Here is a 20,941-nt window from a genome sequence, read left to right as displayed (position 1 = left end):
CATCAAGCTCGGCCTAGGCGGCGGCCTTGAGCTTTTCGATCAGCAGCGGGTGCAGTTCGAGGTTGGCCGCGCAGATCGAGCCGCTGCCCACAATGTCGTCGCCGCCTTCGGCGTCGGTCACCTTGCCGCCCGCCTCGCTGATCAGCAGCATGCCCGCAGCCATGTCCCAGGCCTTCAGGTCGCGCTCCCAGAAGCCGTCCAGGCGGCCGGCGGCCACATAGGCCAGGTCCAGGGCCGCGGCGCCGAAGCGGCGCACGCCGGCCACGCGCTGGCTGATCTGGTGCAGTTCCTTCAGGAAGCGGGCGTGTTGGCCATGGCCCAGGAACGGAATGCCGGTGCCCAGGACCGCCTCGTCCAGGTGCTTGCGGCCGGCGACGCGCAGGCGCTTGTCGTTGACGAAGCAGCCCTTGCCCTTCTCGGCCCAGAACAGCTCGTTGGTCACGGGGTTGTAGGTCACCGCGGCGACCACGACGCCTTCGCGCTGCAGGGCGATGTTGATCGCGAAGTGCGGGATGGCGTGCAGGAAGTTGGTGGTGCCGTCCAGCGGGTCGACGATCCAGGTGTGGGTCTTGTCGGTGCCTTCGATCAGGCCGCGCTCTTCGCCCATGAAGCTGTAGCCGGGGCGGGCCTTTTCCAGGGCTTCGAAGATGGTCTGCTCGGCGCGCAGGTCGGCGGCGGAGACGAAGTCGGCGGGCGCCTTGCGCGACACCTGCAGCTCCGACAGCTCGCCGAAATCGCGGTTGAGGCCGCGGGCCGCCTTGCGGGCGGCGTCGGACATGACTTTCAGCAGGGCGGTTTGGGTCGACACGGGGAGATCCAGTTCTGACGCCAGACGAGCGCCATCGCGCCGGAAAGGCGGGCAAATTCGAGCGGCGGAACCTAGTGGGAGGAGGGCTCTAAGGCAAGGTGCGAGGCGTTCACCCCCGCGCCGCGACGCCCCGCGCGATCGCCGCGTCCAGCGCCGCAACCGCGGCCGCGGGGCCCTGCGGATGGGCCCAGACGCCGGCCGAGACCGCCAGGAAGTCCGCGCCGGCCTTGGCCAGCCCCTCGGCGTTGTCCTCGGTGATCCCGCCGATGGCCACGCACGGGACCTCCATCGTCTCCTGCCAGATGGTCAGGATGTCGGGCTCGGCCCGCGTCGGCGCGTCCTTGGTCGTGGTCGGGAAGAAGGCGCCGAAGGCCACATAGTCGGCCCCGGCCTCGGCCGCCTCCATCGCCAGGTGGCGGCTGTCGTGGCAGGTCACGCCGATCATCGCCTCGGGGCCCATGATCTTGCGGGCCTGCGCATAGGGCGTGTCGGACTGGCCCACATGCACGCCGTCGCAGCCGAGCCGGGCTGCCAGGTCGGGACGATCGTTGAGGATCACCGCCACGCCGCGGGCCTGGGCGATCGGCGCCAGCACGTCGACCGCGGCGGCGATCACCGTGTCGTCCACGTCCTTCAGCCGGATCTGCAGCGCCGCCACGTCGCCGGCGTCCAGCGTCCGAGCCAAGGTCCGCCCGAATGCGGCCAGGTCGTCGATTTTCGGCGGGGTGATCAGGTAGAGGCGGCATTCGGCGGTCATGACCGCCTTCTAGCCGCGCGCGCGCTCAGCGACAAACGGCCGCGCGTCGCACCCACCAGCGGTAGCGGTTCTAAACTTGCAAATGATTTGCAACGACGTTCGCATTTGCTACAAAGCTCCCGTCGCCGAGGAAAGAGGCCGCCTTGTACGTCTGCAATTGTAACGGCATCCGCGAACGCGAAGTTCGCGCCGCCATCGAAGCTGGCGCCACGCGCCCTGCCGAAGTGTTCCGGGCCTGCGATTCCCAGGCCCAATGCGCGCGTTGCGTCTGCAACATGCGCAAGATGATCGGCGAGCACGGCGAGGCTCTGCGCTACGCAGCCGAATAGGTCTTCGCTGCCGGTTCGTAAGCTTGCGAACGAAACGCGGAATCACTTGCAAACATAGGCTTTGACTAAACTCGTCCCCGGGAAGAGTTTGCCCTCGAAGTGGATTCGAGGAGGCTCACGTGAAGGGCGACAAGGCTATTATCAAGCGGCTCAACGCGGTGCTTACCAATGAGCTGACCGCGGTGAACCAGTACTTCCTGCATGCGCGGATGTATCAGGACTGGGGTTACGCTCGTCTGGGCAAGATCACCTACGATGAATCCATCGGCGAGATGAAGCACGCCGACAAGCTCATCAAGCGCATCCTGTTCCTCGAGGGCCTGCCCAACCTGCAGGACCTGCACCTGCTGAAGATCGGCGAGACCGTGCCCGAATGCCTGGCCGCGGACCTCGCGGTCGAGGTCGGCGGCCGCGTCGACCAGATCGAAGGCATCCGCGAGTGCGAGGCCACCGGCGACTACGCCACCCGCGAGATCCTGCGCGAGATCCTCAGCGACACCGAGGAGCACATCGACTTCCTCGAGACCCAGCTGAACCTGGTCCGCACCCTCGGCGAGCCGAACTACCTGCAAAGCGCGCTCGGCGAACTCGAAGGCGGCGAGGGGCACTAGATTTGACGCATGGTGTCATCCCGGAATGCGCGCAGCGCTTGTCCGGGACCCATTCGCACCAGACGTAGGCGCCTAGCGCGGGCGCTCGCGTCGATGGATCCCGGTCTTTGACGGCTGCGCCGACAAAACCGGGATGACACGTTTCTTGCGCGTTCAGCGTAGCTTCCCGCCATCAGAAAACCCGCTAGGCTCCCCGCAACGATAAGGGGAGCGAGGATGGCCGAAACGATCGCGGGCGAGAGCGTCGTCGAGAAGAAGAGCCATCGCATGGTGATCGGCGCGGCTTCGGCCGGCACGGTCTTCGAGTGGTATGACTTCTACCTCTACGGCTCGCTGGCCGGGTTCATCACCCAGCACTTCTTCTCGGGCGTCAACGAGACCACCGGCTACATCTTCGCCCTGCTGGCCTTCGCCGCCGGGTTCGCGGTGCGGCCGTTCGGAGCCATCGTCTTCGGCCGGCTTGGCGACCTCTGGGGCCGCAAGAACACCTTCCTGATCACCATGCTGCTGATGGGGCTGTCGACCTTCGCGGTCGGCCTGCTGCCCGGCTACGACCAGATCGGCGTGGCCGCGCCGGCCCTGCTGATCGTCATGCGGCTGATCCAGGGCCTGGCGCTCGGCGGCGAGTACGGCGGCGCGGCGACCTACGTGGCCGAGCACGCCCCGCCCGGAAAGCGCGGGCTCTACACCAGCTGGATCCAGACCACGGCGACCTTGGGCCTGTTCCTCAGCCTGATCGTCATCCTGGCCGTCCGCTCGCTGACCGGCGAGGAGGTGTTCAAGGCCTGGGCCTGGCGCATCCCGTTCCTGGTTTCGGCGATCCTGCTGGTCGTCTCGCTGTGGATCCGCCTGAAGCTCAACGAGAGCCCGGTGTTCCAGAAGATGGTCGACGAGGGAAAGACCTCCAAGAAGCCGCTGGCCGAGTCGTTCGGCCAGTGGTCGAACCTGAAGATCGTGCTGCTGGCCCTGGTCGGCCTCACCGCCGGCCAGGCGGTGGTCTGGTACACCGGCCAGTTCTACGCCCTGTTCTTCCTGGAGAAGACGCTGAAGGTCGACGGCCCGCTGACCAACACCCTGGTCGCCTTCGCCCTGATCCTCGGCACCCCGTTCTTCGTGGTGTTCGGCTGGCTGTCGGACAAGATCGGCCGCAAGCCGATCATCCTGCTCGGCTGCCTGCTGGCGGCCCTGACCTATTTTCCGATCTTCAAGGCCCTGACCGTGGCCGCCAATCCGGCCCTGGCCCACGCGACCGCCCGCGCGCCGGTGGTGCTGATCGCCAATCCCGACACCTGCCACGTCCAGTTCGACCCGGTCGGCAAGCAGGTGTTCACCAGCGGCTGCGACGTCGCCCGCGCCGCCCTGGCCAACGCCGGGGTGTCCTATGACAGCGTCAAGGCCACCGCCGGGTCCGAACCCGCCTTCGTGATGATCGGCGAGCGGGGCTTCTCCGGCGTCGACGCCACGGGCATGGACATGGCCCAGTTCAAGGTCGCCCGCGACGCCTGGGTCAAGGACCTGAACGCCGCCTTGCACGAGGCCGGCTATCCGCCAAAGGCCGATCCCGACAAGGTCAACAAGCCGATGGTCGTGGCCCTGCTGTTCCTGCTGATGCTGTACGTGACCATGGTCTACGGGCCCGTCGCCGCGGCGCTGGTCGAGATGTTCCCGGCCCGCATCCGCTACACCTCGATGAGCCTGCCCTACCACATCGGCAACGGCTGGTTCGGCGGCTTCCTGCCGACCACGGCCTTCGCCATGGTGGCGGCGACCGGGAACATCTATTTCGGGCTCTGGTATCCCATCGTCATCGCCGCCGCGACCGCGGTGATCGGCTTCTTCTTCCTGCGCGAGATGCGCGGGGCGAACGTCGACGACTAGCTGGACGGCCCGCGCCCGCCGCCCGGCTTGTTGACGTCGTAGGGTTCGTCATAGCCGTGGCGGGCGGAATAGAAGGCCAGCCACATCAGGCCGCCGGTCAGGGCCCCGACCGCCGTCAGTCCGATGATCACGAAGGTCAGGACGTGGCTGACGCCGGCCCAGCCGTCGCCGATCCGCGAGCCGGCATAGAAGGTCCAGCCGGCCAGGCCGGCGGCCAGGGCCAGCGCGGCGAGCATGCCCGCGACCATGAGGATGCGCTTCATGTCCCAGCAATCGCCGGGGCCTGGGCCAGGTTCCATCCCGCCCAAGCAAAAGCCGCCGCCTCGGTTAAGGCGGCGGCTCTGCCAGATCGTCGATGCGAAGAGGCTACTCGGCCGCTTGGCGGCTGACGCCGATCTTCGGGGCCAGCTCGCCGGAGGCGTAGCGCTTGGCCATGTCCGACAGCGGGATCGCCTTGATCGAGCTGGCGTGGCCGGCGGTGCCGAACTCCTCGAAGCGCTGGACGCAGACCTTGCGCATGGCTTCCTTGGCGGGCTTCAGATAGCTGCGCGGGTCGAACTCGCCCGGCTTCTCGGCGAACAGCTTGCGGATCGCGCCGGTCATCGCCATGCGGTTGTCGGTGTCGATGTTGATCTTGCGCACGCCGTGCTTGATGCCGCGCTGGATCTCTTCGACCGGCACGCCCCAGGTCTGGGGCATCTCGCCGCCGAACTCGTTGATGATGTCCTGCAGGTCCTGCGGCACCGACGAGGAGCCGTGCATCACCAGGTGGGTGTTGGGCAGGCGGCGGTGGATCTCTTCGATCACGTTCATCGCCAGGACGTCGCCGTCCGGCTTGCGCGTGAACTTATAGGCGCCGTGGCTGGTGCCCATGGCGATGGCCAGCGCGTCGACCTGGGTGGCCTTCACGAACTCGACCGCCTGGTCCGGGTCGGTCAGCAGCTGGTCATGGCCGAGCTTGCCCTCGAAGCCGTGGCCGTCTTCCTTCTCGCCCATGCCGGTTTCCAGCGAACCCAGCACGCCCAGCTCGCCTTCGACCGAGGCGCCGACCCAGTGGGCCATGTCGACCACGTTCTTGGTGACGGCGACGTTGTAGTCGTAGTCGGCCGGGGTCTTGCCGTCGGCCTTCAGCGAGCCGTCCATCATCACCGAGGTGAAGCCGTACTGGATCGCCGTGGCGCAGGTGGCTTCGTTGTTGCCGTGGTCCTGGTGCATGCAGATCGGGATGTGCGGATACAGTTCCGCCATCGCGTCGATCAGGTGCTTCAGCACGATATCGTTGGCGTAGGAGCGGGCGCCGCGCGACGCCTGCATGATCACCGGCGAGTCGGTGGCCTCGGCGGCCTCCATGATCGCCAGCGCCTGTTCCATATTATTGATGTTGAACGCCGGGACCCCGTAGCCGTGCTCGGCTGCGTGATCGAGGAGTTGTCTCAAAGTAACCCGGGCCATGCCCTGCCCTCCGTAATTCTAAAGTTAAGCGGTCAGGGCGGCCACTCCGGGCAGCTCCTTGCCTTCCATCCATTCAAGAAACGCGCCGCCCGCCGTGGAGACGAACGTGAAATCGTCGGCGCAGCCCGCTGCGTTGAGGGCCGCGACTGTATCACCCCCGCCGGCCACGGCCACCAGCTTGCCGTCCTTGGCCAATTGCGCCGCGTAATGCGCGGCGGTCATCGTGCCCTTGTCGAAGGGCGGAATTTCGAACACGCCCAGCGGGCCGTTCCAGATCAGGGTCTTGGAATTGGCCATGGCGCGGCAGAGGCGTTCGACGGTCTCCGGACCGGCGTCGAGAATGCGCTCGTCCTCGTCGACCGCGCCCAGTCCGCGAACCCGCGCCGGGGCGCCGGGCGCCATCTTCTCCGCCACCACGATGTCGACCGGCAGGAAGAGCTTGCAGTTGTTCTGGCCGGCCAGGCGGATGATCTCGCGCGCGGTTTCGGCCAGCTCCTTTTCGCAGTACGAGGCGCCGACATCGTGGCCCTGGGCGTAGAGGAAGGTGTTGGCCATGCCGCCGCCGATCGCCAGCTTGTCCAGCCGGGTCACCAGGTTGCGCAGCAGGTCGAGCTTGGTCGAGACCTTGGACCCGCCGACGATGCCGATCACGGGGCGCTCGGGGTTTCCCAGCGCCTTGTCGAGCGCCGTCAGTTCGAGACGCATCTGCTCGCCCGCATAGGCCGGCAGCAGCCGCGCCAAACCCTCGGTCGAGGCGTGCGCCCGGTGGGCGGCGGAGAAGGCGTCGTTGACATAGAGGTCGCCGTTGGCGGCCAGCGCCTTGGCGAACTCGGGATCGTTCTTTTCTTCGCCCGGGTGGAAGCGGACGTTCTCCAGCAGCAGCACGTCGCCGTTCTTCAGGCCGTCGACGGCGGCCTTGGCGGCCTCGCCCACGCTGTCGCTCGCGAACGCCACCGGGGCGTCCAGCAGGTCGGCCAGCGGCTGGGCCAGCGGCTTCAGGCTCATTTCGGGAACGACCTTGCCTTTGGGCCGGTCAAAATGGGCCAGCAGCACGACCTTGGCGCCGCCGGCGCGCAGCTTGGCGATGGTCGGCAGGATGGCCCGCAGGCGGGTGTCGTCGGTGACCTTGCCCTCGGCCATGGGGACGTTGATGTCCACGCGGACCAGGGCGCGCTTGCCCGCCAGGTCGGCGTCGTCGAGGGTCTTGAAGGCCATCAAATATCTCCGCTCACCCCGGCGTCGCGCGCCTGGGGTCCAAAACGTCCGGAATGCGAAACGGGCGCCACCCTGTGGATGGCGCCCGTCGCAGCGGTCTTAGATCAGCTTCGCCAGCGCGATGGCGGTGTCGCTCATGCGGGTCGAGAAGCCCCACTCGTTGTCGTACCAGGACAGGACGCGGCCGAGCGTGCCGTCGATCACCTGGGTCTGGGCGAGCGCCGCGGTCGACGAGGCGGCTTCGTGGTTGAAGTCGATCGACACCAGCGGGTCGTTGGTCACGGCCAGCACGCCCTTCAGCGGGCCGTTGGCGGCGGCGGTCAGCGCCTCGTTGATCTCTTCCTTGGTGATCTTGCGGCCGGCCACCCAGGTCAGGTCCACGACCGAGACGTTCGGGGTCGGAACGCGGATCGAGCTGCCGTCCAGCTTGCCCTGCAGTTCCGGGATCACCAGGCCCAGGGCCTTGGCGGCGCCGGTCGAGGTCGGGATCATGGACATCGCCGCGGCGCGGGCGCGGTAGAGGTCCTTGTGCATGGTGTCCAGCGTCGGCTGGTCGCCGGTGTAGGAGTGGATCGTGGTCATGTAGCCGCGCTCGATGCCGGCCAGCTCGTGCAGGACCTTGGCGACCGGCGCCAGGCAGTTGGTGGTGCACGAGGCGTTGGAGATGACCAGGTCGTCCTTGGTCAGGGTCGCGTGGTTGACGCCGTAGACGATGGTCTTGTCGGCGTTGTCGCACGGAGCCGAGACGATGACGCGCTTGGCGCCGGCTTCCAGGTGGGCCGCGGCCTTGTCGCGGGTGGTGAACAGGCCGGTGCACTCCAGGGCGATGTCGACGCCCAGATCCTTGTGCGGCAGGTCCTTCGGATCGCGGATCGCGGTGACCTTGATCGGGCCGAAGCCGACGTCGATGGTGTCGCCGTCGACCTTCACCTGACCGGGGAAGCGGCCGTGGACGCTGTCGTAGCGCAGCAGGTGCGCGTTGGTCTCGACCGGGCCCAGGTCGTTGATCGCGACAACCTCGATGTCCTTGCGGCCATGCTCGACGATCGAACGCAGGACCAGCCTGCCGATACGGCCGAACCCATTGATGGCGACGCGAACGGTCATCGAAAACTCCTGAGCCAATTGATTTGGGGCGGTTCTTTCGGGTCAGCGGCGCGGGAGTCAAGCCCAAGGCCATCACGTCGCGCTACAAAGCGTTGCCGTTATCGTTGTCAAACGGCTCGCAGGGAACGCGAACGCGACCTGGACGCTTCGGCAGAGCCAAGCAGCAGAGGGAAGTTCGGAGTGGCGAATCTACAGCATCTGGCCGCGGTCGCGGCGATGGCCGGGCTGGGCCTGGCCGCCTGCGGCAAGCCGCAGGAGCAGGCCAAGGCGCCGGAGCCCGCTGCGCCGGCCGCGCCGGCCGCCACTGTCACGGTCTATGCCTGCGACGACGGGCGGACCGTGCGGGCCAGCTATCCCAATCCGGACACCGCGGTCGTCGAGATCGACGGCAAGAGCAGCACCTTGAAGATCGCCATCTCGGCCAGCGGCGCGCGCTATACCGGCGACGGCTACCAGTGGTGGACCAAGGGCATGAGCCAGGGGCAGCTCAGCCCGCTGGCGGCCGGCGAGGACATCGCCACCGCGCCCGGCGTGAACTGCAAGGCGCCCGAAGCCGGCGCGGTCGCGCCGCCGCCGCCCGGCAGCCCCGGCGGCCTGCCCGACGACAAGACCCCGATCTCCGAAGGCCCGTTCACCCCCGACGGCGCCCAGGGGGCGGCCAATGTGGTGCAGACCTATTACGCGCTGCTGGGCGACAAGAAGTACCAGCAGGCCTGGAACCTCTGGAGCGACGGCGGCAAGGCCAGCGGCATGACCGCCCAGGCCTTCGCGGCCAGCTTCGACAAGTACGAGAGCTACAATGCGCAGATCGGCGCCCCCGGCGCGATCGAGGGCGGGGCCGGTTCGATGTTCGTCACCGTGCCGGTGGTGATCTACGGCAAGCTGAAGACCGGCGCGCCGGTCCACATGAAGGGCGACGTGAACCTTCGGCGGGTCAACGACGTCCCGGGCGCCACCGACGAGCAGCGCAAGTGGCATATCGCCGATACGGCGCTGAAGCCGTCGCCGGGCGGGTGATCAGCCCTTGACCGGCTTGACGCGGGCGGCCGCCTCGCGCGCCCGCTCGCGGGCCTGGTCGACGTCCGCGCCCCTGGCCAGGGCCACGCCCATGCGGCGGCGCTCGAAGCTCTCGGGCTTGCCGAACAGGCGCAGGTCCGCGCTGGGCACGGCCAGCGCCTCGGCGACGCCGTCGAAGGCGATGCCCTCGGCGTCCATGCCGCCATAGATCACCGCGCTGGCGCCCGGCTCGCGCTGGGAGACGTCGGTCGGCAGGCCGAGGATGGCGCGGGCGTGCAGGGCGAACTCGCTGAGGTACTGGGTCGCCAGCGTCACCAGGCCGGTGTCGTGCGGCCGCGGGCTGACTTCCGAGAACCAGACCTCGTCGCCGCGCACGAACAGCTCGACGCCGAAGATGCCCAGGCCGCCGAGCTCGCCGGTGACCTTGGCGGCGATGTCGCGGGCGCGCTTCAGCGCCGTCTCGCTCATCGCCTGCGGCTGCCAGCTCTCGACGTAGTCGCCCTTGACCTGGCGGTGGCCGATCGGCGCGCAGAAGCTGGTCTCGACCTCGCCGCTCGCGCCCTTGGAGCGCACGGTCAGCAGGGTGATCTCGAAGTCGAAGTCGATCTTGCCCTCGACGATCACGCGGGGCTGTTCGACCCGGCCGCCTTCGAGGGCGTAGCGCCAGGCCGCGGCGATCTCCTCGGGCCCTTCGACATAGGACTGGCCCTTGCCGGACGACGACATCACCGGCTTCACGAAGCAGGGGAAGCCCGCGACCTTGGCGGCGCCTTCGGCCAGCTCGGCCTCCGACGAGGCGAAGGCGTAGGGCGAGGTGGCCAGGCCCAGCGTCTCGGCCGCCAGCCGGCGGATGCCCTCGCGGTTCATGGTCAGCTGGGCGGCGCGGGCGGTCGGGATGACGGTCGCCACGCCCTCGGCCTCGAGCCTGACCAGCTCGTCGGTGGCGATGGCCTCGATCTCGGGAACGATCAGGTGCGGGCACTCGGCCAGCACCAGTGCGCGCAGGGCGACCGGGTCGGTCATGGCGATCACATGGCTGCGATGGGCCACCTGATGGGCGGGCGCCCCGGCGTAGCGGTCGACGGCGATGACCTCGCAGCCGAGCCGCTGCAGCTCGATGGCCACCTCTTTGCCGAGCTCGCCCGAACCCAGCAGCATGACCCTGACGGCCGACGGCGAGAGCGGGGTTCCGAGACGCATGCGGGCCATCCTGGCAGGTATGTGGAAGTCGGCCGCGAAAACCTGCCGATAGGCCTTCGCGGCTGACGATAGGCGAGCTTAGCCGAGCTTGGCCTTGGCGGCGGCGGCGACGGCCTCGGCGGTGATGCCGAATTCCTTGTACAGCCGGTCGGCGGGCGCGCTGGCGCCCCAGCCGTGCATGCCGACGAAGGCGCCGTTTTCGCCGATGAACCGCTCCCAGCCGAACCCGGCGGCGGCCTCGACCGCGACCCTAACCGGCGCCTTGCCGATGGTCGCCTGCCGATAGGCGGCCGGTTGGGCGTCGAACAGTTCCCAGCAAGGCGTAGAGACGACGCGGGTGGCGATACCCTCGGCTTCCAGCAGGTCACGCGCCGCCACGGCGATCGAGACCTCGGTGCCCGAGGCGAAGATCGTCACCTGGGCCTCGCCGCTGGCGGCCTTCAGTTCGTAGGCGCCCTTGGCCGAGAGGTTCTCAGGCGCGCTGTCTCGGACGGCCGGGACCTTCTGGCGCGACAGCGCCATGAACGCCGGGGTCTTCTTGCTTTCCAGCGCGATCCTCCAGCACTCGGCGGTCTCCACCGCGTCGGCCGGGCGGAAGACGTTGAGGTTCGGCATCGCCCGCATGCTGGCCAGGTGCTCGACCGGCTGGTGGGTCGGGCCGTCCTCGCCGACGCCGATGGAGTCGTGGGTCATCACGTGGACGACCCGCACGCCCATCAGCGCGCCCAGGCGGATGGCCGGGCGGCTGTAGTCCGAGAACACCATGAAGGCCCCGCCGTACGGGATCACGCCGCCGTGCAGCGCCATGCCGTTCATCGCCGCGGCCATGCCGAACTCGCGCACGCCATAGTTCACATAGCGGCCCGCATAGTCGGGGGTGTCGAAGATCTGGGTGTTCTTGACGAAGGTGTTGTTCGAGCCGGTCAGGTCGGCCGAGCCGCCGACCATTTCCGGGATCGACGGGAACAGCGCGTCCAGCGCCGAGCCCGAGTGCTGGCGGGTGGCGGCGGCGGGCTTGGCGGCGACCGCTTCGGCGATGTGGGCGTCCAGGCGCTCGAAGGCGTCGGCAGGCAGTTCGCCCTTGATGGCGCGGGTGAAGACGTTGGCGTGCGGCGAGCCGGCCAGGCGCTTTTCCCAGGCCTTGCGATCCTTGGCCCCGCGGCGGCCGGCCGAACGCCAGGGCTTCACGATCTCTTCCGGAACGGCGAACGCCTCGGCCGCCCAGCCCATCTTGCTGCGGGTGGCGGCGATCTCGGTGGCGCCCAGCGCCGCGCCGTGGGTCTTGTGGTGACCTTCCATGGTCGCCGCGCCCTTGCCGATCTTGGTCTTGCAGGCGATCAGCGACGGACGGTCCTGCTTGGTCGCCCAGGCCAGGGCGCGGCGGATCTGGCCGTAGTCATGGCCGTCGATCGCCTTGACCGCCCAGCCGGCGGCCTTGAAGCGGGCGATCTGGTCGCCGCTCTCGGCCAGCGACACCGCGCCGTCGATGGTCACGTCGTTGTCGTCCCACAGCAGGGTCAGCTTGTTCAGCTTCAGGCGGCCGGCCAGGCTGATCGCCTCGTGGCTGACGCCCTCCATCAGGCAGCCGTCGCCGCAGATCACCCAGGTCCGGTGGTCGACCAGGTCCGCGCCGAAGCGCGCCGCCAGGTGACGCTCGGCCATCGCCATGCCGACCGAGGTGGCCAGGCCCTGGCCCAGCGGGCCCGTGGTGGTCTCGACGCCCGGCGTGTGGCCGTACTCGGGGTGGCCGGCGGTGTTGGAGCCCCACTGGCGGAAGTTCTTGATCTGCTCCAGCGGCATGGCCTTGAAGCCGGTCAGGTGCAGCAGCGAGTAGAGCAGCATCGAGCCGTGGCCGGCCGACAGCACGAAGCGGTCGCGGTCGGCCCAGTCAGGCGCGCTGGCGTCGAACTTGAGGAACTTGCTCCAGAGCACCGTGGCGACGTCGGCCATGCCCATCGGCATGCCGGGGTGGCCCGAGGCCGCCTGCTCGACGGCGTCCATCGAGAGCACGCGGATGGCGTCGGCCATGGATTGCAGCGGTGCGGGCATTATCTGTTCCGGTGAGTCTGGCGGGGGGATTGTGCGGGAATTTGCGCGCGCCCCTCGCATGCGAGGCTTGCAGGGTCAAGGAAAGGTCACGCCACAGTCCGGCTTTCGGCGCAAGGCCGACGCAGTCTATAGATTAACAGACACACTTTCGGAGCGCGGGAATATGCGGGACCCGGTGGGCGAGAGCCCCCTCGAGCAGGCCGTAAAGCGGCTGGACCGAGCGATCTCTCAACTTGAGCAACGCCTTGCGGGCGCAGGCGGCCAGGCGGGCGGCGGGCTGTTCGACCAGGACGGCGCGCGGCTGGCGTCCGAACTCGAAAAGGCCAAGGTCCGAGAGAGGGAACTTGAGGCGGCAGGCGCCGAGGCCTCTGCGGCCCTGGGTCGCGCCATCTCCGAGATCAAGGCCGCGCTTGCCGGCGAGCCCGCTCAAGAGACCGAGGAGGCGTAAGTCCCATGGCTCAGGTCAACATCACCGTGAACGGCCGGCCCTATGCGGTCGGCTGCGAAGACGGCCAGGAAGGCCATCTGCTGGAGCTAGCCCGGCTGTTCGACCGACAGGTGCGCCAGGTGTCCGAGGACATGGGCCAGCTGGGCGAGACCCGGCTGTTCCTGATGGGCGCGCTGCTGCTGGCCGACGAGCTCTCCGACCTGCGCAGCCGGTTCTCGGTGGTGCAGTCCGAGCTGGCGCGGTTCCAGTCCGATCAGGCCCGCGCCGAAACCCGCGCCGTCGGCGCCCTGGAAAACGCCGCCAAGCGCATCGAGAAGCTGGCGCAGGGATAGCGGCGCCCCAAGGTGTCATCCCGGTTTGCGAAGCAAGACCGGGACCCATGAACACCTGATTGTCCAGGATGCGGCCCGGACGTCGCCCCGTTTGTTACTGAGCGGCGCATATGGATCCCGGTCTTCGGCTGCCCGAAACCGGGATGACAGCCTTTCATGACCGCCGCCGCTTGTTCCTGAGCCCGCGCCGCCCTACCTTGGTTCCCGGCGGGTCTGCTGTGGCTCTCGTCGAAGGCAATCTATCCCAGAGACCTTAATTTCTTCGAAGGGATCTGTCCCTGTCCGGCCCCGTGGGGCCGGGCACATGGAGCCCACCTGGTTAACCAGGTCCGAGGGGATAAAACCGTCCTTCACGGCTCTCGCGGCGCCGCCACCCTTCGCGCTAAGCTCGCGCGGTGAACCTTCCGCCTGACAAAGCCAAACTTCGCAGCGTGCTTCGCAAGCGCCGCCGGGCGCTCGACGCGGCCCGGCCCGACGCCGCCCAGGCCGCCGCCGCGGCCCTGCCGATGGACCGTCTGCCGGCCTTCGAGTGGTTCGCCAGCTATCACGCCGTGGGGTCGGAGCTCGATCCTGCGCCGCTGGCCGCGCGGCTGGCGAAGGCCGGCCGGCGCCTGGCCCTGCCGGTGACGCTGGGCGCCGACGCGCCGCTGATCTTCCGCGCCTGGCGGCCTGACGACACCCCGCAGGTGGATGCGTTCGGGGTTCCCTCGCCGCCGGCGAACGCGCCGGAGGTCAATCCGGGCCTGGTGATCTGCCCGCTGCTGGCCTTCGACAAGTCCGGCGGCCGCCTGGGGCAGGGCGGCGGGCACTACGACCGCACGTTGGAGGCTCTGCGGGCCCGCGGTCAGGTCTTCGTCCTGGGCCTGGCCTACGCCGGCCAGGAGGTCGCTGAGTTGGCCATGGAGCCGCACGATCAAAGGCTGGACGCCATTCTCACGGAAAACGGGTATACGGAGGTCCGAAAGGACTAATTCCGCATGCGCTTTGCTTTCTTCGGGGACGTCGTCGGCCGAGCCGGCCGCGAGGGCCTCGCCGATCACCTTCCGCACCTGCGCCGCGCGCTGGGCCTGGAGTTCGTGATCATCAACGCCGAGAACGCGGCGGCCGGCTTCGGGATCACCGAGAGCACGGCGCGCGAGCTGTTCAACGCCGGCGCCGACTGCCTGACCCTGGGCAACCACTCCTGGGACCAGAAGGAAGCGCTGACCTACATCGTGCGCGAACCGCGGCTGATCCGCCCGCTCAACTATCCGGTCCTGGCCGATGCGCCGGGCCGCGGAGCCAACCTGTTCGAGACCCAGACCGGCAAGCGGATCGTGGTGATCAACCTGCTGGGCCGCGTGCACATGGATTCGCTCGACGATCCGTTCGCCGCCGTCGACCGCGAGCTGGACAAGGCCCCGCTGGGCATGGTCGCCGACGCGGTGGTGGTCGACATGCACGCCGAGGCGACGTCCGAGAAGATGGCCATGGGCCACTTCTGCGACGGCCGCGCCAGCCTAGTGGTGGGCACCCACACCCACGTGCCGACCGCCGATTGCCAGATCCTGCTGGGCGGCACCGCCTATCAGACCGACGCGGGCGCCTGCGCCGACTATGACAGCGTCATCGGCAACCAGAAGGAAGAGCCGCTGCGCCGGTTCACCACCCGCATCTCCGGCGGCCGCTACAAGCCGGCCGAAGGGCCCGCGACGGTGTGCGGCGTGTTCGTCGAAACCGACGACTCCACCGGCCTGGCGCGTCGGGTGGAGCCGATCCGCGTGGGCGGCCGGCTGAGCCAGTCGATCCCGCAGCTGGACCTGGCGAGCGCCTAGCGCGCCAGGCGCGGGCGCAGGGCCTCCAGCGTCAGCTTGCCGTCATGATCGGTGTCGAGCAGCTCGAAGCGCCGCCGCGCGGCCTTGGCCCACTCTTCGCTGCTGACCCGCTGGTTGAGGTCGGCGTCGGCGCCGCGCACCGGCTGGGCCTCGTTGATCAGTGAAAAGCGGGCTGCGCCGACCCGCGGCTCGCGTTTGTCGACCTTCCGCACGATCGGGCGCTTGCCGGGCGGGCCGCCCATGTCCGCGCGCGTGATCTCCGGCGCGATCCTGGTCTCGTAGGCGCTGTTTTCCGGGCCGTCCACCTGGCCGTCGCCATCGGCGTCCAGCACCTTGAAGAAACGCATGGCGTCGTCGCGGAACTCGGTCAGGGTCAGCGCGCCGTTCTTGTCGGCGTCGGCGGCGGCGAACCAGTCGGCCAGCCCGTCCTGGCCGCGGAACGGCTCGCCCGAGGGGCTGAGGAACAGTCGCATATGCTCGCCGGGCGGCGGGCCCGGCTGGGCGAAAGCGGGCGTGGCGGCGAGAAGCGCCACGGCGGCGAAAGCGATACGAAGCATGCGTGAACCCTTGCGCGCCCGTCCCGGCGCTCAACGGTCAAGCTGACGGGAGCGTGCGGCCAAAGCGGGGCAGGCTTGTGACCGCGTTGAAATCAGCCCCGACGCGGCATGCTCGCGGCCGGCGATTGCAAAGCGCGTGGGCTCGCCCCATCGTCGGTTGAAGCCAAGCTTACGGAGCCTTCCTCGATGACCCGCTTTATCGCCCGCGTGATCTTCGCCGCGCTGGGATTGGCCCTGGCGGCCTATCTGCTCAAGGGCGTCGGTTACAACGGCTTCGTCGACCTGATGCTCGCGGCGTTGCTGCTTGGGGTGCTGAACGCCATCGTGCGCCCGATCCTGTTCGTGCTGACCCTGCCGCTGACCATCATCACCCTGGGCCTGTTCCTGCTGGTGCTGAACGCGGCGATGATCGGGCTGGTGGCCTGGATGCTGCCGGGCTTCTGGGTGCATGGCTTCTGGTCGGGCGTCGCCGCGGCGATCATCACCGGCCTGGCCAGCTGGGCCGGCGGCGTCGTGATCGGCGACGCCAAGCGGTAGCCCCAAAGAAAAAGGGCGGAGCCTCGCGGCTCCGCCCTTCGTCTTTCGACAGGTGTCGTGGACTTAGAAGTCCATGCCGCCCATGCCGCCCATGTCCGGCATGCCGCCGGCCGGAGCGTTCTTCTTCGGGCTTTCGACGATCGCCGCTTCCGTGGTGATCAGCAGGCCCGACACCGAGGCGGCGTCCTGCAGAGCGGTGCGGACGACCTTGGCCGGGTCGATGACGCCGTCCTGAACCAGGTCGACGTACTGCTCGGTCTGAGCGTTGAAGCCGAAGGTCGGCGAGGTGCTTTCCAGGATCTTCCCGACCACGATGGAGCCTTCGACCCCAGCGTTTTCGGCGATCTGACGGATCGGAGCCTGCAGAGCGCGGCGCACGATGGCGACGCCGGCGTCCTGGTCGGCGTTGTCGCCCTTCAGGCCGTCGAGGACCTTGGAGGCCTTCAGCAGCGCGACGCCGCCGCCGGGCACGATGCCTTCTTCCACGGCCGCACGGGTCGCGTTGAGGGCGTCGTCGACGCGGTCCTTCTTTTCCTTCACTTCGACTTCAGTCGCACCGCCGACGCGGATGACCGCAACGCCGCCGGCCAGCTTGGCCAGACGCTCTTGCAGCTTTTCCTTGTCGTAGTCCGAGGTCGTTTCTTCGATCTGACGCTTGATCTGGCTGATACGGCCTTCGATCGCGTCCTTGGCGCCGACGCCGTCCACGATGGTGGTGTCGTCCTTGGTGATCGAGACCTTCTTGGCGCGGCCGAGCATGTCGAGGGTGACGTTCTCGAGCTTGATGCCCAGGTCTTCGCTGATCAGCTCGCCGCCCGTCAGGATGGCGATGTCTTCCAGCATGGCCTTGCGGCGATCGCCGAAGCCCGGAGCCTTGACGGCCGCGACCTTGAGGCCGCCGCGCAGCTTGTTGACCACCAGGGTGGCCAGGGCTTCGCCTTCGACGTCTTCAGCGATGATCAGCAGCGGACGGCCCGACTGCACGACGGCTTCCAGCACCGGCAGCAGCGGCTGCAGCGAGGAGACCTTCTTTTCGAAGAGCAGGATCAGCGGCTCTTCGAGCTCGACTTCCATCTTGTCGGCGTTGGTGATGAAGTACGGCGACAGGTAGCCGCGGTCGAACTGCATCCCCTCGACGACGTCGAGTTCGGTTTCCAGGCTCTTGGCTTCTTCGACGGTGATGACACCCTCGTTGCCGACCTTGGCCATCGCCTTGGCGATCATTTCACCGACTTCGGTGTCGCCGTTGGCCGAGATGGTGCCGACCTGAGCGATTTCCGAGTTGGTGGTGACCTTCTTGGCGGTCGACTTGATCTCTTCGATGACCTTGATGACGGCCTTGTCGACGCCGCGCTTCAGGTCCATCGGGTTCATGCCCGCGGCGACCGACTTCAGGCCTTCGACGACGATGGCTTGAGCCAGCACGGTGGCGGTGGTGGTGCCGTCGCCGGCCTTGTCGTTGGTCTTCGAGGCGACTTCGCGGATCAGCTGGGCGCCGAGGTTCTCGAAGCGGTCAGCCAGTTCGATTTCCTTGGCGACCGAGACGCCGTCCTTGGTCGAGCGCGGGGCGCCGAAGGACTTTTCGATCACGACGTTGCGGCCCTTGGGGCCGAGGGTCACCTTCACCGCGTTGGCGAGGATGTTGACGCCGCGCAGCATGCGGTCGCGAGCGTCGGAGGAGAAATAGACGTCTTTGGCGGCCATTTTTCTCGTCTTTCAAAAGAGGTGGATGGGGAGGAAGGACGAAGGAGGGGTGGTTACTCGACCACGCCCAGAACGTCGCTTTCCTTCATGATCAGCAGATCCTTGCCGTCGATCTTGACCTCGGTGCCCGACCACTTGCCGAACAGGATGCGGTCGCCCGCCTTCACGTCGAGGGGCTGAAGCTTGCCGTTGTCGTCACGAGCGCCGGGGCCGACGGCGACGACTTCGCCTTCTTGCGGCTTTTCCTTGGCGGTGTCGGGGATGATGATCCCGCCCTTGGTCTTCTCTTCTTCCTCGACGCGCTTCACGAGGACGCGGTCTCCCAGAGGACGAAACGCCATATGTATGTCTCCGTTCGGGACGGTTGAAATGCTTGCCGTCGGCACGGCGGAGGCGGCCGTTAGCAGCCGCTGCCCCTGAGTGCTAACGCAGGGCGGAGGTAGGGGTCAGGCAGGGGGGAGTCAAGCGCGCCGCACAGCGGTTTTTATTCCGCTTGGTTACCGAAGGGGGCCGCAGATAGGTTGGCGGCCGAGGGAACACCAGGAGAAGTACACCATCATGCGCCGCATTCTCGCGATCGCCGCCTTGTCGGCATTGGCCGCCACTGCCGCCCAGGCCGAGACCTGGACGCCCTACGCCACGACCGCCAATGGTCTGGAGTGGTCATATGACGCCGACTACTCGTATCGCGACACCCTGACGGGCCGCATCGTGGTCATGCAGGCGGTCGGCAAGCCGGGTGCCGAGCCGCGCATGGGCCCCTCGGCGCCGGGCAAGGCCGACGGTGTCGGCTTCGTCACCGCCGTCGACTGCAGCGGCAAGTCGATGATCAGCCTGGGCGGCTACTCGCCGAAGAAGCCGCTGGAACTCTCGGCGACCTGGCGGACCGCCACGCCCGGCGCCGCCAAGAGCGCCGAGGACAAGGCGCTGGTCGCCGCGGTCTGCAAGAACACCGCCGGCCTGCCGTCGAAATAGGCCGGGAACGGGCGGGCTGCTGACAGGTTTTGGTCGGCCCCGCCCATAGGCTGGCGCGCAGCATTCAAGAGGACGCGCGATGCTTGACCATCTCGGACTGACCGTCAGCGACTTCGCCAGGGGGCGGGCCTTTTTCGATGCAGCCCTCGCGCCGCTGGGCGTCGGCGTGGTGATGGAAGTCACCCCCGAAGAGACCGGCGGCTCCAGCCACGTCGGATACGGCTCGGAGGGCAAGCCCTACTTCTGGATCGGCAGCGCCGGCCCGGCCACCGGCAGCCTACACGTCGCCTTCGTGGCGTCCGACCGCGCCAGCGTCGACGCCTTCTACGCCGCGGCGCTGGCCGCGGGCGGCCGCGACAACGGCCCGCCGGGCATCCGCGCGCACTACCATCCGAACTACTACGGGGCCTTCGTGCTGGATCCGGACGGCCACAACATCGAGGCGGTCTGCCACCACGGCTAGCCTTTCGCCGCCGGGCGCGGAAATGCGCGTGCCGCCCTAGCGATACCGACCGGTCACTACCATCTTGAGGCCATGATGCTGATGATCAAGATCATCCCGGCGCTGGCGATCCTGGCGCTCGCCGCCGCCCTCGTGCTGCTGAGCCTTCCGGCCCCGCTTTACGCCTAGCGGGCGCGGGCCGCTTTCCCTTTCTTGTGTCTGAGGACCAAGCCCTTGCACCGCAAGGGTTTGCGCGTGCGCGCTCGCCTGGGCCTGCAAGCTGGACGCCGTAAAATTAAAACGCTTGTTTGATTTGGCGGAAATATGGGCCAAAACTACTGCTCAACAAAATCGCAGCAGGAGAGACCCAGATGACCGAGGCCGCCGCCAAGCAGGCTAGCTTTTCGCTGAACGTGCAGGACGAACTGAACGACCTGCGCATGTCGGACAAGGCGTTGCCGCTGTACAACCAGGTGAAGCAATTCATTAAGGACGTGGTCCAGCCCATGTCCGAGGAATTCCACCGCCTGGGCGAAGGCAAGACCGACATCTGGAGCTATGCGCCCGGCCAGCTGGAAGTGCTGGAAGCGGCCAAGGACAAGGCCAAGGCCGCCGGCCTGTGGAACTTCTTCCTGCCCGACGCCCACACCGGCGAGGGCCTGTCGAACCTCGACTACGCCTACATCGCCGTCGAGCTCGGCAAGAACCCGATGGCGTCGGAGACGATGAACTGCGCCGCTCCCGACACCGGCAACATGGAAGTGCTGGAGCGCGTCGGCACTCCGGAACAGAAGAAGCAGTGGCTCGAGCCTCTGCTGGAAGGCAAGATCCGCTCGGCCTTCGCGATGACCGAAGTGCACGCCGCTTCGTCGGACGCCAAGAACATCAACACCCGCGCCACCCTGGTCGGCGACGAGTACGTGATCAACGGCGAGAAGCACTACATCTCCGGCGCCGGCGACCCGCGCTGCAAGATCATGATCACCATGGTCCAGACCAGCCCGGACGGCCCGCCCCACCTGCGTCAGTCGCAGATCCTGGTGCCCACCGACGCGCCCGGCGTGAAGATCCTCGGCCCGATGAACGTCTTCGGCGATCCGGACGCGCCGCACGGCCACATGCACATCGTCTTCGACAACGTGCGCGTGCCGGCCTCGAACATGCTGCTCGGCGAAGGCCGCGGCTTCGAGATCAGCCAGCTGCGCCTCGGCCCGGGCCGTATCCACCACTGCATGCGCGCCATCGGCCAGGCCGAGAAGGCCCTCGACCTGCTGGTCACCCGCGGTCTGACCCGCGAGGCGTTCGGCAAGCCGATCATCCAGCTGGGCGGCAACATCGAGATCGTCAGCCGCGCCCGCATCGAGATCGAGGCCATGCGCCTGATGGTGCTCAAGGCCGCCAAGGCCATGGACATCCTGCCGCGCGACGAAGCCCGGATCTGGATCCACATGGTCAAGGCCATGGTGCCGGAACGCGTCTGCCTGATCATCGACCAGGCGATCCAGATGCACGGCGCCCTCGGCGTCAGCCAGAAGACTCCGCTGGCCCGCATGTACACCTCGACCCGCACCCTGCGCCTGGCCGACGGCCCGGACGAGGTGCACCACATGGTCGTGGGCCGCAATGAGGTGCGTCAGTACCGCGAAATGCCGGTCGACCCGTCGAACGCCGCGGTGTTCCGCAACTAGGCGCCAGCCGACAAAGCTGCA

23 protein-coding genes and 1 other RNA gene are annotated in these 20,941 nt (G+C 67.9%); 13 read left to right on the top strand and 11 right to left on the bottom strand.

The features are described 5' to 3' along the window. Positions 1-13 precede the first annotated feature (13 nt). The gene (locus ASC79_RS14340) at positions 14-808 is read right to left on the bottom strand and encodes an inositol monophosphatase family protein (protein WP_056017636.1); all 795 of its coding nucleotides are present in this window, start codon (positions 806-808) and stop codon (positions 14-16) included. Between the two features lie 109 nt (positions 809-917). Continuing rightward, positions 918-1,565 (bottom strand): thiamine phosphate synthase, encoded by a 648-nt coding sequence (gene thiE / locus ASC79_RS14335; RefSeq protein WP_056017633.1) that lies wholly within the window; start codon positions 1,563-1,565, stop codon positions 918-920. Between the two features lie 143 nt (positions 1,566-1,708). Between thiE and ASC79_RS14330 the strand changes: the two genes are divergently transcribed. The 3 genes from ASC79_RS14330 (at position 1,709) to ASC79_RS14320 (ending at position 4,383) form a co-directional block, all read left to right on the top strand. After that, entirely contained in the window at positions 1,709-1,894 is a 186-nt protein-coding gene (locus ASC79_RS14330) for a bacterioferritin-associated ferredoxin (RefSeq protein WP_056017628.1), read from the top strand. Between the two features lie 119 nt (positions 1,895-2,013). Next, complete coding sequence (gene bfr, locus ASC79_RS14325; RefSeq protein WP_056017625.1) at positions 2,014-2,505, top strand: bacterioferritin; 492 nt, start codon at positions 2,014-2,016, stop codon at positions 2,503-2,505. Between the two features lie 267 nt (positions 2,506-2,772). Further along, positions 2,773-4,383 (top strand): MFS transporter, encoded by a 1,611-nt coding sequence (locus ASC79_RS14320; protein WP_369817267.1) that lies wholly within the window; start codon positions 2,773-2,775, stop codon positions 4,381-4,383. On the opposite strand, the gene ASC79_RS14315 is transcribed toward ASC79_RS14320, so the two are convergent. The 4 genes from ASC79_RS14315 to gap form a co-directional block, all read right to left on the bottom strand. Beyond that, positions 4,380-4,646, bottom strand: coding sequence for a hypothetical protein (locus ASC79_RS14315; protein ID WP_056017619.1), 267 nt, complete (start codon positions 4,644-4,646; stop codon positions 4,380-4,382). The two genes, ASC79_RS14320 and ASC79_RS14315, sit on opposite strands and share 4 nt — an antisense overlap. 103 nt (positions 4,647-4,749) lie before the next feature. After that, positions 4,750-5,835 (bottom strand): class II fructose-bisphosphate aldolase, encoded by a 1,086-nt coding sequence (gene fba, locus ASC79_RS14310; RefSeq protein ID WP_056017616.1) that lies wholly within the window; start codon positions 5,833-5,835, stop codon positions 4,750-4,752. 24 nt (positions 5,836-5,859) lie between these two features. Continuing rightward, positions 5,860-7,050 (bottom strand): phosphoglycerate kinase, encoded by a 1,191-nt coding sequence (pgk, locus tag ASC79_RS14305; protein WP_056017613.1) that lies wholly within the window; start codon positions 7,048-7,050, stop codon positions 5,860-5,862. A 99-nt stretch (positions 7,051-7,149) separates the two neighbouring features. Then, entirely contained in the window at positions 7,150-8,157 is a 1,008-nt protein-coding gene (gene gap, locus ASC79_RS14300; RefSeq protein ID WP_056017611.1) for a type I glyceraldehyde-3-phosphate dehydrogenase, read from the bottom strand. A 180-nt stretch (positions 8,158-8,337) separates the two neighbouring features. Here gap and ASC79_RS14295 point away from each other — a divergent pair, with 180 nt between their 5' ends. Further along, complete coding sequence (locus ASC79_RS14295; RefSeq protein ID WP_056017608.1) at positions 8,338-9,174, top strand: MliC family protein; 837 nt, start codon at positions 8,338-8,340, stop codon at positions 9,172-9,174. Here the strand turns inward: ASC79_RS14295 and purT are convergent, their stop codons facing one another. Beyond that, positions 9,175-10,374: a formate-dependent phosphoribosylglycinamide formyltransferase gene (gene purT / locus ASC79_RS14290; protein ID WP_056018005.1), complete on the bottom strand. Its 1,200-nt coding sequence runs from the start codon at positions 10,372-10,374 to the stop codon at positions 9,175-9,177. It abuts the gene before it with no gap. A 78-nt stretch (positions 10,375-10,452) separates the two neighbouring features. Then, complete coding sequence (gene tkt, locus ASC79_RS14285; protein WP_056017605.1) at positions 10,453-12,423, bottom strand: transketolase; 1,971 nt, start codon at positions 12,421-12,423, stop codon at positions 10,453-10,455. Positions 12,424-12,586: 163 nt separating this feature from the next. Between tkt and ASC79_RS21290 the strand changes: the two genes are divergently transcribed. From ASC79_RS21290 to ASC79_RS14265, 5 genes are all read left to right on the top strand, one after another. After that, complete coding sequence (locus ASC79_RS21290) at positions 12,587-12,871, top strand: DUF4164 family protein (RefSeq protein ID WP_056017602.1); 285 nt, start codon at positions 12,587-12,589, stop codon at positions 12,869-12,871. Positions 12,872-12,876: 5 nt separating this feature from the next. After that, entirely contained in the window at positions 12,877-13,203 is a 327-nt protein-coding gene (locus tag ASC79_RS14275) for a cell division protein ZapA (protein ID WP_056017599.1), read from the top strand. A 210-nt stretch (positions 13,204-13,413) separates the two neighbouring features. After that, positions 13,414-13,574, top strand: a non-coding RNA gene (gene ssrS / locus ASC79_RS20815) — 6S RNA. A 24-nt stretch (positions 13,575-13,598) separates the two neighbouring features. After that, a complete protein-coding gene (locus ASC79_RS14270; RefSeq protein WP_056017595.1) occupies positions 13,599-14,174 on the top strand; it encodes a 5-formyltetrahydrofolate cyclo-ligase in 576 nt (191 codons plus the stop codon). 6 nt (positions 14,175-14,180) lie between these two features. Next, positions 14,181-15,017: a TIGR00282 family metallophosphoesterase gene (locus ASC79_RS14265; RefSeq protein ID WP_056017592.1), complete on the top strand. Its 837-nt coding sequence runs from the start codon at positions 14,181-14,183 to the stop codon at positions 15,015-15,017. On the opposite strand, the gene ASC79_RS14260 is transcribed toward ASC79_RS14265, so the two are convergent. Beyond that, on the bottom strand, positions 15,014-15,574 hold the full coding sequence (locus ASC79_RS14260; RefSeq protein ID WP_056017589.1) for a hypothetical protein: 561 nt from the start codon (positions 15,572-15,574) through the stop codon (positions 15,014-15,016). The genes ASC79_RS14265 and ASC79_RS14260 overlap by 4 nt on opposite strands. Positions 15,575-15,760: 186 nt before the next feature. Here ASC79_RS14260 and ASC79_RS14255 point away from each other — a divergent pair, with 186 nt between their 5' ends. Continuing rightward, a complete protein-coding gene (locus ASC79_RS14255) occupies positions 15,761-16,111 on the top strand; it encodes a phage holin family protein (RefSeq protein WP_056017586.1) in 351 nt (116 codons plus the stop codon). A 63-nt stretch (positions 16,112-16,174) separates the two neighbouring features. Here the strand turns inward: ASC79_RS14255 and groL are convergent, their stop codons facing one another. Both groL and groES read right to left on the bottom strand, forming a co-directional pair. Continuing rightward, positions 16,175-17,815, bottom strand: a complete 1,641-nt coding sequence (groL, locus tag ASC79_RS14250) for a chaperonin GroEL (RefSeq protein ID WP_056017583.1) — start codon at positions 17,813-17,815, stop codon at positions 16,175-16,177. Positions 17,816-17,868: 53 nt separating this feature from the next. Further along, a complete protein-coding gene (groES, locus tag ASC79_RS14245) occupies positions 17,869-18,156 on the bottom strand; it encodes a co-chaperone GroES (RefSeq protein ID WP_056017581.1) in 288 nt (95 codons plus the stop codon). Positions 18,157-18,373: 217 nt separating this feature from the next. Here groES and ASC79_RS14240 point away from each other — a divergent pair, with 217 nt between their 5' ends. From ASC79_RS14240 to ASC79_RS14230, 3 genes are all read left to right on the top strand, one after another. Beyond that, complete coding sequence (locus ASC79_RS14240) at positions 18,374-18,790, top strand: hypothetical protein (RefSeq protein ID WP_056017578.1); 417 nt, start codon at positions 18,374-18,376, stop codon at positions 18,788-18,790. 79 nt (positions 18,791-18,869) lie between these two features. Next, on the top strand, positions 18,870-19,253 hold the full coding sequence (locus ASC79_RS14235) for a VOC family protein (RefSeq protein WP_056017575.1): 384 nt from the start codon (positions 18,870-18,872) through the stop codon (positions 19,251-19,253). A 350-nt stretch (positions 19,254-19,603) separates the two neighbouring features. Further along, on the top strand, positions 19,604-20,920 hold the full coding sequence (locus ASC79_RS14230) for an acyl-CoA dehydrogenase family protein (RefSeq protein WP_056017572.1): 1,317 nt from the start codon (positions 19,604-19,606) through the stop codon (positions 20,918-20,920). Positions 20,921-20,941 lie beyond the last annotated feature (21 nt).

This window comes from Phenylobacterium sp. Root1290, from assembly GCF_001425305.1.
Lineage (GTDB): Bacteria > Pseudomonadota > Alphaproteobacteria > Caulobacterales > Caulobacteraceae > Phenylobacterium.
The sequence above is the reverse complement of the archived record's forward strand: the minus strand, read 5'-3'. Positions and strand labels throughout refer to the sequence as shown.